Consider the following 16,347-nt stretch of genomic DNA (forward strand, 5'->3'; position numbering starts at 1 on the left):
TCATTTTCTTCACGACCCCAATCAGGACGTACATATGCAGGTAGAAGGCTTTTTTGAATGGCTCGGGCAGGCCATCGGCGCGGTGATTCGCTTCTTCGTCGACGGTCTGGCGTGGTTGTTCAACGGGTTTACCCATGCTGGAGGAAATTTTGTCGATGGCCTGTCCCGCACGCTGGGCATGGACACTTCACTGATCAGCATCGTCGCACTGATCATCGGCCTGATGCTGCTTTACTCGGCTGTCCGGGCATTCATGCGCGCCTCGATCATCCTCGGGATCATCTGGCTGGCGCTGGGCCTGTGGTTGCTGAGCTGGATCATTCATTGATGCGCTAACTCCGCCTCCACGCCGTAAGCGCGTGCCTTTGTGGGAGCGAACGTGTTCGCGAAGGCTCTATTCCTGACGATACATCCTCAGTGGATGTATCGTCCTCTTCGCGAACAATGCGGATCGCCGCCCCGGTCGCTCCCACGGGTACGCATTCCAGTCAAGCATTTGCCCTTCACCACCACTGCGCATCCATATTTGGGAGCGACCGGAATCTTTTGAGATAACGCGCACTCTTTGTGGGAGCGAACTTGTTCGCGAAGGCTTTATTCCTGACGATACATCTTCAGCGGATGTATCGTCCCCTTCGCGAACAATGCGGATCGCCGCCCCGGTCGCTACCACGGGTACGCATTCCAGTCAAGCATTTGCCCTTCACCACCACTGCGCATCCATATTTGGGAGCGACCGGAATCTTTTGAGATAACGCGCACTCTTTGTGGGAGCGAACTTGTTCGCGAAGGCTTTATTCCTGAAGATACATCTTCAGCGGATGTACCGGCCCTTTCGCGAACAATGCGGATCGCCGCCCCGGTCGCTCCCACAGGTACGCATTCCAACCAACCAACCAACCAATCAGCGATCATTTGCCCTTTACCACTATCTGCGCGGGTGCATCACCCAGCGCCTGCCAGTTCGGGCGGTACATCGATTCGACCTGCGGCGGCGGCACGCGGTATGTTCCCGGCGTGACTGCGCGGGCCAGGTAGAGCAGGTGCACGGTGCTGCTGCCGTCGATATCCAGCGCCGCCACGTAACGATCACCGCGGTATTCCTGATGCTTGATCCCGGCGTTTTCCATCGATTCGCGGATCGTCTTCACTTCTTCACTGGCGTCTTCCAGGCTTGCCGAGCTTTGCGCCAGGTTCTGGTTTTCCAGCTCCAGGCCCGCAGGCAGCAAGTCCACCACCAACGCATCCGGTACGCGCTGTTTGGCACCAATCTCCAGATGCACCAGCACCAGTTGCCCGGTTTTCAGGGCTCCGACGTTCAGTGGCGCGCCGCTCAGGCTCAGGTATTCGCGACGAATGCTCAGGTTTTCGCCACCGGCCGCAGGTACCTGGGTTGGATAACCGGAAACGGTCAGTTGCTGATAAAGCGGTTCGCTGCCTTGATTGTGCACTGAAAGCGGCGAAGCCAGCAGCGCACCGTCCAGCTTGAGGCCCGGCTGTTTGTTGCTCAACTCGCGGGTTTGAGTGCCGCTGGTGAGGCTGGCGGTCCAGTCCTTCTCCGCTTTACCCAGCAGGTTACGACCGGCAAGGAACAGCGAGTTGCTTTCCTGAGTGGACAGGTAGCGATTGGCGGCCACTTCATCGGCCAGGGCAAACAGGCGCTCGTCACGCCTTTCCCTGGCGAGATCATTTTCTTCCAGCAAGGCCAGAATCAGTGCCTGATCACGCAGCGAGCTGCCGTAGTCGGCCAGCCATTCATTTTTGCGGCTGACTGCCAGGCCGGCGCTCAGGGCCAGATCGGCACGCGGTTTGTCGCCCATCTTCTCCAATGCGACCGCCAGTTGTACCAGCGGCAGCCCGGAGCGGGCGTCACTGCGTCGGTCGAACAGACTGCGCAAGGCCGCCAGCGGAGCCTGTTGGCTGCGTGACAGCACCAGCCCCGCGTAGGCTTGCACGGCAAAGCGCGTATGTTCGGCGTTCTGGCTGTAATTGACCTGAATCTGCCCGGCATCCTGCAAATAACGCAGCAGACGTTCACTGGCTTTCTTCAGCGCGTCCGGTGGTACGGCAAAGCCCTGATCGCGGGCGCGCAGCAGGAAGTCGGTGACATAGGCAGTCAGCCAGTATTCCTCGTCGCTGTCCGAACCCCAAAGGCCAAAGCTGCCGTTGTAACGTTGCATGCCCAGCAGGCGCTCGATGCCGATCTCGACCTTGCGCTTGCGTTCGGCATCCGGTTCGCCGGTCAGGCCCAGACGCTTGAGGGTCGCCGCGTCGGCATACAGCGATGGATACAGGCCGCTGGCGGTCTGCTCCAGACAACCGTAAGGGTAGGCTTTCAGTGCTCGAATCTGTTCACCGATGTTCAGCGGCGGACGGCTCGACAGCGACAGCATGGCTTCGCGACCGGCAGGCTCGAAGGCTTCAAGTGCACCGTCCGGCAGGCTCCAGCTTTGCTCGTTGAGAGTGGCGCGATAATGCCTGAGCATCGCCGGGTAGGCTGGGCGTACACCGATGTTCCACTCGCGAGTGAAGGCGGGCAGGGTTTCACCGGGCAGGTCCAGACCTTCGACCAGCACTTTGATTTTGCCCTGACCCAGTCCACCCTGCGCCAGTACCGGCACTTTAAGGGTGACGCGCTGACCCTCTTTGAGTTGCAAGGGCTTGATCTGATCGCCGCCAGGAATGCTCAACTGGCCTTCAGCGCTGATCTTCACGTCCAGCTTTTGCGCTTTGCCCGACAGGTTGGAGACGTCAAGCGCGACGCTGGTCTGGTCGCCACCTGCGAGGAAGCGCGGCGTCGACAGCTCGGCGATGATCGGCGCAGCAACGATGGTTTTTGTCTCGGCCATGCCATAGCGGTCGTCGGTCCAGGCCTGAGCCATGACCCGCAGTTCGCCGTTGAAGTCTGGAATGTCGACACTCGCTTCGCCTTCACCCGCGTCGTTCAGGGTAACCGGTGCGCTTTGCAGTGCCACGATGGTCACGCTGGTGTCCGGACGCTTGCCGCCTTTGGCCAGCGCATCGCCACCGAACGCCATGCTGGCCAGGCGTCCCTGACCGGCTTCGATCAACTGGCCATAGATATCCAGTTGGTCCGCGCCATACTGCTTGCGGCCAAACAGGCTGGCAAACGGGTCAGGCGTGGCGTAGCGGGTGATGTTGAGAATGCCGACGTCCACTGCCGACACCAGCACTTGCACCTGCCTTGGCACGCTGCCATCAGCATTTTTGGCGACAATCTTGAGTTTAAGCGGCTGTTTGGGGCGCATTTTCTCTGGTGCGGTGACCGTCAGCGCCAGTTTGCGTTGCGTGCGGTCCAGCGGCAGGTGCAGTACACCCACGGCGCGCTTCGGCGTGACGTTGGCCTTGCGCTCGCCGGGGCGTACGACCAGAGCAGTGACGTACAGATCGTGGCGCGCCCACTTTTTGTCCAGCGGGATTTCATACGATTTGCCCTCGGCCGGCACGTCGATTTCCTTCCACCACAATGGGCCTTCGCTGGACTCGACCAGCAGATAGCCCTTGCCCGCTGCGGGTGGCGTGACGGTCACCGTGGCGGTGTCGCCGTCGTTGTAGGCCGGTTTGTCCAGCGCCAGCTTGACCTGATCCGGCCTGACCGCACCGCCATCGGTGTTGTCCTGCCAACGATAGCCCGCCCAGAAGCGCAGGCTGCTGACCATGCCGGTGGACGGGTCTTCCACTTCGACACGGTACGGACCCCACTCGACCGGGAAGCTGATTTTGGCCGTCGAGTCCTTGGTGATGTTGAGGGTTTCCTCGTTCAGGTTGAGGAATTTCTCGTTGAAGTGGTAGCTCCAGCCATCGTTGGCCGAATAATTCCAGTAGTAGTCGCGGCGCTCACGAATCAACCGGACTTTTACGTTATCAGCAGCCAGTTTGTTGCCAGCGGCATCGGCCATCACGATTTCAAATTCGGCCGGGCCGTCGCCGTTGGTCTGCGCCTCGCCCTTGTCGGCTTCGTCGTCGTAGTCATCGCTGCCTGTACTGCTGCCGAACAACGCACGCACGCCGGGCAAGTGCTCGGCAGGCCAGATCGGCTGCACCAGACGACGGGTGATCGGACGCCCGCCGGACTCTTGCAGGCTGGCTTGCAGAATCAGTTGCAGTGGCGATTTGGCTTGCGCCCATTCGCTCTGCACGGCGAGCGTCGAGTGGCCTTCGGCGTCGAGCGTAACGGGCTCAAGCTCCAGGTCATGCTTGAGGTCTTCTTCGGTGATCGAACCGAACTGATAGCCCGGCAGTTTCGGCACGGCTTCGCGCAGCGGACGCACGTAGACCTGACCGGTCAGGGTATTGCCCGAGGCGGGCGCGCCGTACAGGTAGCGGCCCGTGATGTCGAACTCGGGGTTGTCAGCAGGCGCAACCGGCGTGTCGCTGCCCTTGAGTTCCAGAGCCAGGCGCTCGGGCAGGAAGTCTTCAACCTTGAATTCGTAAAGTTGCGGTTTGCCGTCGCCCAGATCGAACACCAATTGCCAACGACCGGTCGGCGCTTCATCGGCGAGTTGCAATTGATACTGGTAGAACCCACTGCTGTCGGCTTCCCAGACAAACTTGCGGCTTACCTGATCATCAGGGCGGCGCACCTCGACGGTGATGGGTTGTGGCTTGACGTTCTTGCCGTCGCTGTCACGCAGCAGGCCGTTGAGCAGCACGGTTTCACCGGGGCGATACAGGTCACGCGGGCCGAAAATGAAGAATTGCAGCGGGTGAGCCTGCGGGCCGGAGATGTCGAACTCGGCCAGGTCCAGCGCCGAACTGTTCAAACGCAGCATGCTGGTCTGTTCGTCCTTGTGCGCCAGCACCACCGCCGCCTTGGCTGGCAGCGGCAGTTGAGTGTGGCCGTCGCTGTCGGTCTTGCCCTGGGCGACAACCTTGCCGCTGTCGTCGTACACATCGACGCTCACATCGCTCAGGGCCTTGCCGCCCTCGAGCGCTTGAGTGAAGACGTCCAGACGGTTGCTGTAACGGTGTACCGACAGACCGATATCACTGAGGGTGAACAGGGTAGCCGGCTGCGAGTAGCTGTAGGTCCCCGACGCGCGCATGACTGCCAGATAAACACCCGGCTGTTGCAGAGGTTTGATACCGGCAATCGGCAGCAGCAGGGTTTCACGGGTATTGCGCGCAGGCTTGAGGTCGAAACGACCGCTGTAGACCAGTTCGGCCATAGGCAACAGCTCTTCGGAGCTGTAGCTGGACAGGCTCGACGCGCCGTCCCACTGGGCGAGGAAGTTGGGCATCGAGTCGGGTTTGACGCGAAAGAATTCGACATCCACCTTGTCGACGTTCAGGGCGATGACCGGCAAGCCCTCGGCCAGCCGCGTCGGCAAAAGGCTACCACGGCTGGCGAAGCCGACGGTGGCTTGCAGGTCACGGGTTTCCAGACGGCTGATGTATTCGGCCGCGAGCGTGGCCTTGTTGACGGCCTGCAGACCGGCATCGACGGTCAGCACCAGTTTGCGCTGCGGCTCAAGGTGGCGCAGGCGCAGTTCCATGAGGTTGTCCGACAGCTCCCAGGCACCGTCGACCTTGCCGTTCTTGCTGTCCACCAGATGAAGTTTTTCGCCGAACTTCTGCTCCGGGTCGAGCGGCACGGAAAAGCTCACTGACAATGCGCTTGCGCCGTCGATCTGGATTTCGGACACGTCGATGACGGTCAGTTCGCGTCCTGCGTAGCGCTTGCTCAGCGCGGCGAGGTCGACTGCGGGTTTGGGCTTTGTATCGGTAACCGCTGCCTGGGTCGTTGCTGCCGCGGCTGGCGCCGGTTTATCCGGGGAGGAGGAATCACAGGCGCTCAGCAACGCAAGCGCGCAAGCCAGAAACAATCCTTTGTTGAACATGGTGGCACTCATCGGCAACGGTAGAGAGGGTGCGACTATATAACAGTCGTGATGACAAGTATTACTGTCAGATTGAACAGGTAGTCCCTGGCATTCCTCACATGCCAGCGCAGGACTCAGAGCGTGGCTATCGTTCCTCACGCTCCAGCGTGGGAATGCCTTGGGTGATGCTCCGCGTCACAAATGTTCGCCGCGCCGCACATTCACGACCGGGCCACCATCATCTGCACAGCAAAGCCTTGGCGCTCTGGCTACAATGCTCGCCTTGCCGGGAGTTCTCATGTCCACGTTGCTCAACGATTGGCGTCATCGCTCAACCCATCGTCGTGTCTGGGCGCTGGCTGCGCCGATGATTCTGTCGAATATTTCCGTTCCGCTGGTAGCGCTGGTCGACAGCGCAGTGATCGGTCATCTGCCGCACGCGCATCAGTTGGGTTCCGTCGCGGTCGGGTCGACGCTTTATACCTTCCTTGCCTGGGCCATGGGTTTTCTACGCATGGGCACCACCGGTTTTGCTGCGCAGGCGGCGGGGCGCAATGACAGTGCTGCGCTGCGCCGGATCCTGTTGCAGGGGCTGTTGCTGGCCATCGGGCTGGCGTTGTTGCTGGGTGTGATCGCCTTGCCGTTCAGCCATCTGGCGCTGGCGCTGATGCAGCCGTCTGCCGATCTGCAGCAAATGACCCTGGATTTCTTTCACACCCGGCTGTTCGGCCTGCCTGCGGCGCTGGCCAGTTATGCGCTGGTCGGCTGGTTTCTCGGCGCGCAAAACGCCAGAGCGCCACTGGCCATTCTGCTCATCACCAATCTGGTCAATATCGCGCTCAACCTGTGGTTCGTCATCGGTCTGGACTGGGGAGTGGTCGGTTCGGCGCGTGCCTCGGTGCTGGCAGAGTGGACCGGCGTAGTGCTCGGTCTGCTGCTGGCCCGCAAGACCTTACGCGCCTGGCCGGGGCAGATCGTCTGGTCAGCGCTGAAGCTATGGAGCAACTGGAGACCCTTGCTGGCGGTCAATCGAGACATCTTTCTGCGCACACTGGCGCTGCAATCGGTGATGTTCCTGATCACCGTGCAGGGCGCTCGTCTGGGTGACGCAACGGTTGCCGCCAACGCGTTGCTGCTCAACGGCCTGCTGTTGACTGCCCACGCACTGGACGGGCTGGCGCATGCGGTCGAGGCGCTGTGCGGCCATGCCATTGGTGCGCGTGACCGGGATACGCTGCGGCGCTCGCTGGTGGTCGCGGGAGGCTGGTCACTGATTGCCAGCGTGGCATTTGCGCTGTTGTTTCTGGTAGGCGGGCATGGGTTCGTCAGCGTGCAGACCGATATTCCCGAGGTTCGCGCAACGGCCATGACCTATCTGCCATATCTGGCGCTAATGCCACTGCTGGCCGTCTGGAGTTACCTGCTGGACGGGCTGTTCATCGGTGCCACCCGTGCCCGTGAAATGCGCAACGCGATGCTGTTCAGCGCAGCAGGCATCGCGCCGGTGGCTTATCTGGCTTCCAGCCACGGCAATCACGCGCTATGGCTGACGTTTCTGGCTTTTACCCTGCTGCGCGGCCTGAGCCTTGGCGCCATTGCCTGGCGATTGACGCGCCGGGACGGCTGGTTCGTTCACTGAGTCTTCAAGGCCGCACGGTTCTTTTCCGCGAGCCTTGGCGGGGTGTGATTGACGAACATGTCGACCTCGTCGACCACCGGTGCCAGGCCGCTTAACAGCTTGGCAAATGCACCGACCAGCGTGCCGTGGTTAGTGCGCGAGAAGTACAGATCGCGTACTGGCACACCTGCCTCGCGCAATGCCCGCGCCAGGCCACCGGTGTTGCGTTCGGGGTTGACCACCGAGTCCGTACGCGATGCCATCAGCAACGCAGGAGGTGCGCTGGAACTGACGTGGTTGATGGGTTGCGAGTCAGGCGGTGAGTCGGGGTAAAAGAATACCGGTTTCACATCGGCCTCCTCGATAGGCAGAAAGTCGTACGGCCCGGCCAGCCCGATCCAGCCGCTGAGAATGGACGGCGATAAGCCTTCACGGGCCAGCCAGCGCGGGTCGAGCGCCAGCATCGCAGCGTTATAGGCACCTGCGCTGTGGCCCATCACGTACAACCGGTCAGGATCGCCACCGTAGGTTTTTGCATGTTTGTGCGCCCAGGCCAGCGCTTTGGCCGAATCTTCCAGAAAGCTTGGATAGCGCACTTGCGGATAGAGCCTGTAGTCGGCAATCACGACGACCATGCCACGCGCAGCCAATGCTTCGCCGATGAAGGCGTAATTGGCTTTCGAACCGGTGTTCCAACTGCCGCCATAGAAAAACAATACAACTGGCGCATTGGCCGGTTTAGTCTGTGGGGTGTAAACGTCCAGCGTGTTGCGTGGATCCTGCCCGTAGGCCAGCCCGTAGACATGATCGACAGGGCCGGTCGGATTCAACGTGTTGAGCAGCTTCAGGGGCGAGCAGCCGGACAATGCCGCCAGTACGGCACCCGTCATCAGAGTCAGGAAAATCACTCGTATCATAAGGGAAGTGCTCTGGCAGATGATTCGGACACGCCTTGGACCGTCGCGATTCGCCCAAGTGCCGCATGATTGGTGCTATTTCATTCAATAGCGTTCGGATCACCCGAGGAACGAACATTCGCCTTGCTGGCAAAGCCGATGCGCGGGCTGCTCAGTGTCAGGCCATCATCGTCGATCTGCACCGTGCTGGGCCCCGCATCCAGCGTGACTTTGCTGCCTTTGCCAAGGTATAGGCAGACCCCGTCTGCGAGTTGCAGCAGTCGGTCAGGCCCGATGAATATTTGCCGGTCGAGGTGCATTAGGACGTTATCGACAGGCGCTGGATCATTCTCGCGGCGCGCCTCCTGAGACGGCAGACCGCCGATGATCAGTGGTGGGTGTGTGTCATCCACAGAAAAGCTCACCGCCACTGACATGCCGGCGCGACATTCGATATCCAGCCCCGGTGCCAGATGCAGCCAGCAGCCACCGCCGGGATCATTCGGGTGTTGCCATTCCCACTCCAGCCGGACGTGCACCCGGCCTGACGCATCAAGCCTTGCCGGTTCGCCGCTGATGCCGATGATCCAGCCTTGCTGAAGATGCGCAATGGGCGCGCGCGGTGCCGGGGCAGGCGTTCTGAAGCCGACTTCCCATGGTATGGCCTTGAACTGGTTCGAGTAGCGTTCCGATGCCCCGCGGTCATTGCCATCAACGATGCCAAAGCGATGCCGGACTTCTGTGATCAGCCACATGTGGTTCCAGTTCTTCTCGGGATGGTCGGCCAGCGGCAGCAGTTCTGCGCAAGTCACGAACGGCAAGGTACTCTCGCCTGTCGCGTGCTGGGCTGCGCGGCTGCCGGGCAGATCCGTTGCATGCTCGGTGACGGCAAACCGGGTCACCCCGGACTGTTGCGCGAATTGACGCCAGCGTGCGACAGGGCTGCGCGCAAACCCGTGCAGGTTGGCGCCGAATACCAGTTCGTGGCGATGCCGTGAATGGACAAAGTGGTAGTGAATGCCTTCTTCTGCGCACAGGCGCTGGACCAGTTGCAGGTCGGATTCCTGATACTGCACGCAACAGTCGCGTTCGCGGCACTCGGTCGGCAGGTCAAAACGGAAACAGTTCTTCAGGCCATGTTCTTCGAGCACTTGGGTGATGATCCGGGTGGCGGTCATGTGCTGAAAGATGCGCGACTGGTGGCGTAACCCGAGACAGGCCAGTCGGGGCCCCATTATCAGCGTGTAAAACGCCGGGCCGGGTTGGTAATGCTTACGTGTCGCGCCTTGAATCTGACCGTGAAAGTTCTTCCGGCTTCCGAAGCTCAGCGAGGCAGGTTTGTACATCAGGCCGGTCAGGTCCAGATCCAGGCCGTCACCAAGAATGTCCAGTTCAAAGGTAAAAGGCTGGCTGATCGCCTCGCTTGCGCTGAACGATATGACAGTGAAGCAGCGCTGCAGGCGGGCAATTTCCAGACGAAAGAGCGGCGCGCTGGTGGGGTCGGGCATGATGGAGTGCTTCTCTACCGGGAATGCGACCGCGAATTCTGGCGCAGAAATCGGGCAGGGTAGAGGGCTGCAGGTAGAACAGGACGTTGCCTACAGGGAATGTTGGTAGCGGCTTACGATGTGCGCATGACCATCGCTCCAACGCATAAGTCTCGTAGGAGCGAGCTTGCTCGCGAAGAGGCCGGAACGCACCCCGAAACAAGGCGTTTGGCCTCGTTCTCCTGGCTTATCAGAACTTGCCTGTAACGATGAGTGCACAGCATTGGCACCACAGTTACAGTAGATGGGGCCCAATTGCAGGCCCCATCGCAAATCCTGGAATCAGGACGACAGGTACGAAGAGCGTGTCAGCCCCAGGCGCAGGGCGTCGAGGAAGTAGGTACGCTCGCGCGGGGTAATCTTGGCGCTGGCGACCTTGTCCCGGTAATGGGTCATCAGTTCTTCCGGCGACAAATGCACGTAGCGCAGCATGTCTTCGATGGTGTCGTGGGTCTCGATGCCCGCGTGGTAAACGCTGCCGTCCGGGTTCTGGTAGATGTTCACCGAGTCGGTATCACCGAACAGGTTGTGCATGTCCCCCAGAATTTCCTGATAGGCGCCTACCAGGAAGATCCCCAGCAGATAGTCTTCGCCTTCGTTCAACGAGTGCACCGGCATGCTGGTCTCGATGCTCTGCTCATCGACGTACTGCTTGATCTTGCCATCGGAATCGCAGGTCAGGTCCTGAAGCACGGCGCGGCGCACCGGCTCTTCGTCCAGACGGTGCAAGGGCAGAATCGGCAGCACCTGGCCGATGGCCCAGGTATCGGGCAGGCTCTGGAACACCGAGAAGTTGCAGATGTACTTGTCGGCCAGCTTGTCGTTGAGTTCGTCGAGCACCTGACGGTGTGAGCGTTGACGTGCCTTCAGCGAGTTGTACAGGCGGCGGCAGACGGCGAAGTAGCATTGTTCGCCGAGTGCTTTCTCCGCCAGGCTGATTTTGCCATCGGCGTACTGGGTAGCGATGTCGCTCATGTAGTGCGTGGCACGCCAGTAGGTTTCGGTGACCATTTCTATGTCGGTCGGACCCAGCAGGTCCACCAGCCACTGCACGGTTTCCGGCAGGCTTTCCTTGTCGGAGATTTCCGGCACTTCGTCGTTATGCTTCTCGACGTCGGTCACCTGGACCACCAGCATGGCGTGGTGGGCGGTCAGCGAGCGGCCGCTTTCCGAGAAGATATGCGGGTGCGGCAGGCTTTGCGCATCGCAGAACTCCTTGAGCATGCCGACCACCACGCCTGCGTAGTCGTCCATGTCGTAGTTGATCGAGCTGGCGTTGCGTGAGTGGGTGCCGTCGTAGTCGACGCCCAGACCGCCGCCGACATCGATGTAATCCACCGGCAGGCCGAGTTTGCGCAGCTCACCGTAATAGCGGATAGCCTCTTTGAAGCCGTGCTGGTAATCAGCCAGGTTGGCGATCTGCGAGCCCATGTGGAAGTGCAGCAGGCGGATGCCCTGATCGAGCCCGGCCTTGCGGAAGCGCTCGACCACCGACAGCAATTGTGCGGCCGACAGACCGAACTTGGATTTCTCGCCGCCGGTGTCCGCCCATTTGCTCGACGCCAGGGAAGACAGACGCACGCGCAGGCCTACCTGAGGGGCGACTTTCAGCTCGGCGGCTTCTTCGATCACCAGCTCGACTTCGGATTCTTTCTCGATGACGATGAATACGTTGTGGCCCAGCTTCTGGCCCATCAGCGCCAGACGGATGAACTCACGGTCCTTGTAACCGTTGCAGACGATGGTGCCGCCTTTGGGCGCCAATGCCAGCACGGCCATCAGCTCCGGTTTGGAACCCGCTTCCAGACCGATGGAAACGTTCTGCGTGGCGATGATGTTTTCCACCACCGCTTCCTGCTGGTTGACCTTGATCGGGTACAGCGCGGTGTATTGGCTCTGGTATTCCAGGCGCGCAATGTTGCTGTCGAATGCACCGGTCAGTTGACGCACACGGTCTTGCAGAATGTCGGGGAAGCGCACCAGCAAGGGCAGTGACAGGCCGCTCTTGCGCAGGTTGTCGACCTGTTCGTAAAGATCGATGGGCGAGCTGTCCGGCCCATTGGGACGGACTTCAACGCGACCTGCTTCGTTGATTGCAAAATAACCCGCGCCCCAATGGCGAATACCATAAACGCTGCGGCTGTCCGCAACTGTCCATTGGCTGCCATCGTCTTTGCGTGTGCGTCGTACGGACATCAAAGTCCCCTATAAAGAAGTCGTTGCGCCAGCCAATAGCCAGCTGGGCGCAGTGTAATGAGTTGAAATGACGATTTGATTCGCTGCCCGCTACGCGGATTCAGCCGCCGGACTTTTTAGCCTTGAAGCCTTTTTTGATCAGCTCTGCCAATAGCAGTTCGACGTGATCGCCCTGAATCTCGATCACGCCGTCCTTGAGCGATCCGCCTGTGCCACAGCGCTGCTTGAGGGCCTTGGCGAGGTCCTTGAGCGGCTCTTCTGCCAGCGGGACACCACTGATGGTAGTCACGGTCTTGCCGCCACGGCCTTTGCTTTCCCGGCGCACGCGGGCAATACCGTCACCTTCGGGGATGGCGGTCTGTTTGCAGGTGCAGTCGGCAACGGGCTGACGACAATCCGGGCAGTGACGCCCTGCGTCGGTTGAAAACACCAGGCCACCAAGGGCGGCGAGAGAAGCGGCTTTTTTAGCCACGCAAAAATCCTCTTGTTGAGGACTGAAGATGGGTCGGGCTCACACGAACCATCGACCGCGAAGCCCCACTCTGGCAGGGGCAGCGCTACTGAAACGGCAGGGCCGGTCCAGTTTGAAAAGGTCGCGCAGTGTAACGGCAAACAGACCGGTTGCTAAGGGGCTGGATACGCCAATTTCTGAACACTGGCTTACTGAGCATTCTCTATCTGCTGCAGGTAGCGTTTCAGCGCCGCGAGCGAGTCCGGGCAGTAAGGGATTTTTTCAGCCTGATGCAGAACGTCGGCGATGGGCATGAAGCGCGCTTCCAGCACTTCTTCGGGCTGCAATCTCAAGGGCCCGTCCCACACGGCCGAAAACACGGCGCACCAGAGCCGGTTGCCCGGCTGATCGAAGAAAAACCGTTCGTGGGCCAGCAGCGGTACGCCACTGACGCCCAGCTCTTCTTCCAGCTCCCGGGCAGCGGACTCGTCATAGCTTTCATCCGCCTGCACCATTCCGCCTGCGGCGACGTCCCAATAACCGGGATAAATCGCTTTGCTCAGTGTGCGCCGATGCACGCAAAGCTCACCGGCACTGTTGAACAGCAGGATATAAGTGCCGCGCCCGATCAGTCCGCGCTCACGCAAATCGGCGCGGACCCGCGAGCCGAGCAGTCGGTCCTGCTCGTCGACCCAGGCGATCTGCTCGGCATCCGAGGCGGCACGGTGCGCGGCCTCGTTGGCGGGAATAGACATCAGCCTTGATTCAGCAACTGGCGCAGGTCGATGACCGCAGCGTTGGCACGCGAGATGTAGTTGGCCATGACCAGCGAGTGGTTGGCGAACACACCGAACGGGCTGCCATTCAGAATCATCGGGCTCCACAGCGGTTCCTGGGACGCTTCCAGCTCACGAATGATCTGACGCACGCTGACGGTCGCATTCTTCTTGGCCAGTACATCGGCGAAGTCGACCTCGATGGCGCGCAGCAGATGCGACAGAGCCCAGGCCTGACCGCGCGCTTCATAGAACACGTTGTCCACTTCCAGCCACGGGGTCTCGACGATTTCCTCGTCTACCTGCGGTACTTCGCCAGGCTTGACCGAAACAGCGGCCTCGGTTTTCAGCGTGCTGTTGAGTTTGACCCGACCGACACTGGCCGAAAGGCGTTGCGACAGCGAGCCCAGGCGGGTGCCGACATCACCCAGCCAGTTGTTCAGGTTGTCGGCGCGGGCATAGAACAGCGCGCCTTTCTGGTTCGGGTCGGACAAACGTGCCTGGTAGCGACTCAGAGAGTTGATACCTTCGGCGTATTGCGACTCGCTGGAAGGCAGGATCCAGCTGCGATTGTTGAAGTTGAACAGCGGCTCGGCGCGAGCCAGATCGCCATCTTCGGCAGATTGAGACTGGGAACGGGCAAAGTCCTTGCGCAGCGCACGACTCAAGTCACGCACCTGCACCAGTACGCCGTATTCCCAGCTTGGAATGTTGTCCAGCCACAAGCCCGGTGGCATGCGGTCGTTGGACAGATATCCACCGCGCTTGTTGAGCAGGGTGCCAGCCACGGTCTTGAGCGTTTCAACCGTCGTGTAGCCGATAACCATTGGCTTGCCTTCGCGCTCGGCGGCGGCTTGAGCGTTCTGTTGTACAGGGAACAGTGCAGGCTCTTTGCTCCAGTACCAGCCGACTACCAGTGCAACCAGCAGGTAAATCAAGATCAAGGCGCCCAGAGCGCGGCTATAGAACAGGTTACCCAGGTAACCGCGGCGTTTGACCGATGAAGTGTCAGCGGTGCGCTCACCCGCGCTGCCTGCGCGGTTCTTCCAATCCAGCATGGTAGGGTCCTTTCGATCTTGAGTTGAATGCTTCACGTGGGGTTCGACCGCAACCTTACCCTAAGGTGCGATCGGGGCAGCTGCAAGCTTCGAGCTTCAAGCCAAAAGCGAATTGCTTTCAACTTCCAGGTTGCAACTTAAGGCCTATAGCCAGGCTCTATCAGTCGATTGATTTTGAGTAATGGCTAAGCGCCATCAAAATGTTGTCAAATAAGTGACTTACGGCACTGTTCTGTTGTAATGGAGGTGCTAGCATAGCGCCATCAGCCGTATCGCTCAGTAAAATCACAGTAGTCTCAATATGACCGAGCCAGAAGACCCTAGCCGAGATCGCCTGAAGCATCATTTTGCCCAAAGGGTCATCCACCAGGCACGCCAGATTCTGGAGACGTGGCAACGTCTGCAGAAAGCCGAGTGGTCGGCTGGCGACATGGCTGAGCTCAAGGAGTCGACGTTGCGTTTACTGCGCTTTGCCGAGCGCTTCGAGCAGGTTGAACACATTTCACTGGCGCATGACATCAACCAGGCACTTGAGGCTGTCGAAGCCAATCGCGGTCGCCTCAACAGCAGCGTCATCACTGACCTCAATCGTCTGATGCAACGTCTCTCCCGCACCGGGCTGCGGCATGGCGACCAGCTTGAGCAAACGTCGCTGCCTCCGCTGCGCAAGCCGGTCTATGTGGTGCTTCAGGACCATGAGCGGGCCGAGCGTCTGGCCAAGCAGCTGGAGTTTTTCGGTCTGGCAGCCCTGTCGCTGCACAGTGTTGCCGAGTTTCAGCGCGCAATGGCGCAACGGCATCCGGCGGCGATTGTCATGGATGTCGATTTCAGCGGGGCCGGTCAGGGTCTGAAGCTGGCTTCACAGGCCCAGGAAGGCCTGGAGCAGAAGCTTCCACTGTTGTTTTTCAGCCTTAACGAAACCGATACGCCCACCCGCCTCGCAGCAGTGCGGGCCGGTGGCGAAGAGTTTTTGACCGGCGCGCTGGAAGCGTCGAGTCTGCTGGAAAAAATCGAAGTTCTGACCTGCGTCGCTCAATACGAACCCTATAAAGTGCTGATCATCGACGATTCCCGCGCTCAGGCAATGCACACCGAACGCATTCTGAATGCAGCCGGAATTGTTACGCGGGTTCTGCTCGACCCGATTCAGGCAATGTCCGAACTGGCGGAGTTTCAGCCGGACCTGATCATTCTCGACATGTACATGCCTGGTTGCACCGGCACTGAGCTGGCCAAGGTCATTCGCCATAATGACCGCTATGTCAGCGTGCCGATCATTTACCTGTCGGCCGAGGATGATCAGGACAAGCAGCTTGACGCCATGAGCGAGGGTGGCGATGACTTCCTCACCAAGCCGATCAAGCCACGCCACCTGATCACCACGGTTCGCAATCGCGCCGCCAGAGCCCGCAGCCTCAAGGCACGCATGGTTCGTGACAGCCTGACCGGGCTCTACAATCACACGCACATCCTGCAACTGCTGGAAGATTGCAGCTTTCGCTCGCGACGCGAGGGTAAGCCGCTGTGTTTTGCCATGCTCGATATCGACCACTTCAAGAAGGTCAACGACAGCCACGGTCACCCGATGGGAGATCGCGTCATCAAAAGCCTGGCGCTGTTTCTCAAGCAGCGCCTGCGCAAGACCGACTTCATCGGTCGTTACGGTGGTGAGGAGTTTGCCATCGTCATGCCGGATACCGACATTCAAAGTGCCCATAAAGTGCTTGATGAGATCCGCCATCGCTTTGCGGAGATCCATTACCCCGCGCAGCCGACCGATCTGTTTTGCACTTTCAGCGCCGGGGTCGTTTCTCTGGGGGCTAATGACGACAGTCTGAGCCTTGCGTCACAGGCGGATACTGCGTTGTACTGCGCCAAGCACGCGGGCCGCAATCAGGTGCATTCGGCCCTGGTGGATGTGCCCTATCACGTCGTGTTGACGGAAATCGAGGCCTGATTCGG

The 16,347-nt window shown here is 60.1% G+C and carries 10 protein-coding genes; 3 read left to right on the plus strand and 7 right to left on the minus strand.

The features are described 5' to 3' along the window. Positions 1 to 34: 34 nt before the first annotated feature. On the plus strand, positions 35 to 328 hold the full coding sequence (locus RYB66_RS11105; RefSeq protein ID WP_002555356.1) for a hypothetical protein: 294 nt from the start codon (positions 35 to 37) through the stop codon (positions 326 to 328). Positions 329 to 911: 583 nt separating this feature from the next. Here RYB66_RS11105 and RYB66_RS11110 read toward each other — a convergent pair. Further along, the gene (locus RYB66_RS11110) at positions 912 to 5,861 is read right to left on the minus strand and encodes an alpha-2-macroglobulin (protein WP_316894386.1); all 4,950 of its coding nucleotides are present in this window, start codon (positions 5,859 to 5,861) and stop codon (positions 912 to 914) included. Positions 5,862 to 6,141: 280 nt separating this feature from the next. On the opposite strand from RYB66_RS11110, the gene RYB66_RS11115 reads away from it, so the two are divergent. Continuing rightward, positions 6,142 to 7,482 carry an MATE family efflux transporter gene (locus RYB66_RS11115; protein ID WP_316894388.1) on the plus strand — a complete coding sequence of 447 codons (1,341 nt, stop codon included), beginning with the start codon at positions 6,142 to 6,144 and terminating at the stop codon, positions 7,480 to 7,482. Here RYB66_RS11115 and RYB66_RS11120 read toward each other — a convergent pair. From RYB66_RS11120 to RYB66_RS11145, 6 genes are all read right to left on the minus strand, one after another. Then, positions 7,476 to 8,378 carry an alpha/beta hydrolase gene (locus RYB66_RS11120; protein ID WP_005745373.1) on the minus strand — a complete coding sequence of 301 codons (903 nt, stop codon included), beginning with the start codon at positions 8,376 to 8,378 and terminating at the stop codon, positions 7,476 to 7,478. The two genes, RYB66_RS11115 and RYB66_RS11120, sit on opposite strands and share 7 nt — an antisense overlap. Before the next feature lie 80 nt (positions 8,379 to 8,458). After that, complete coding sequence (locus tag RYB66_RS11125) at positions 8,459 to 9,865, minus strand: type VI secretion system Vgr family protein (RefSeq protein ID WP_316894391.1); 1,407 nt, start codon at positions 9,863 to 9,865, stop codon at positions 8,459 to 8,461. Between the two features lie 321 nt (positions 9,866 to 10,186). After that, complete coding sequence (gene speA, locus RYB66_RS11130; RefSeq protein WP_004666294.1) at positions 10,187 to 12,100, minus strand: arginine decarboxylase; 1,914 nt, start codon at positions 12,098 to 12,100, stop codon at positions 10,187 to 10,189. Between the two features lie 100 nt (positions 12,101 to 12,200). After that, a complete protein-coding gene (locus tag RYB66_RS11135) occupies positions 12,201 to 12,572 on the minus strand; it encodes a translation initiation factor Sui1 (protein ID WP_004655683.1) in 372 nt (123 codons plus the stop codon). A gap of 188 nt (positions 12,573 to 12,760) precedes the next feature. After that, positions 12,761 to 13,306, minus strand: coding sequence for an NUDIX hydrolase (locus RYB66_RS11140; RefSeq protein WP_005745375.1), 546 nt, complete (start codon positions 13,304 to 13,306; stop codon positions 12,761 to 12,763). Beyond that, the gene (locus RYB66_RS11145) at positions 13,306 to 14,385 is read right to left on the minus strand and encodes a DUF2333 family protein (RefSeq protein WP_002555348.1); all 1,080 of its coding nucleotides are present in this window, start codon (positions 14,383 to 14,385) and stop codon (positions 13,306 to 13,308) included. Before RYB66_RS11145 ends, RYB66_RS11140 begins: the two co-directional genes overlap by 1 nt. Positions 14,386 to 14,686: 301 nt before the next feature. Between RYB66_RS11145 and RYB66_RS11150 the strand changes: the two genes are divergently transcribed. Continuing rightward, the gene (locus RYB66_RS11150) at positions 14,687 to 16,342 is read left to right on the plus strand and encodes a PleD family two-component system response regulator (protein WP_005782131.1); all 1,656 of its coding nucleotides are present in this window, start codon (positions 14,687 to 14,689) and stop codon (positions 16,340 to 16,342) included. Positions 16,343 to 16,347: the final 5 nt, after the last annotated feature.

This window comes from Pseudomonas syringae group sp. 243L2 (assembly GCF_032587875.1).
GTDB lineage: Bacteria > Pseudomonadota > Gammaproteobacteria > Pseudomonadales > Pseudomonadaceae > Aquipseudomonas > Aquipseudomonas amygdali.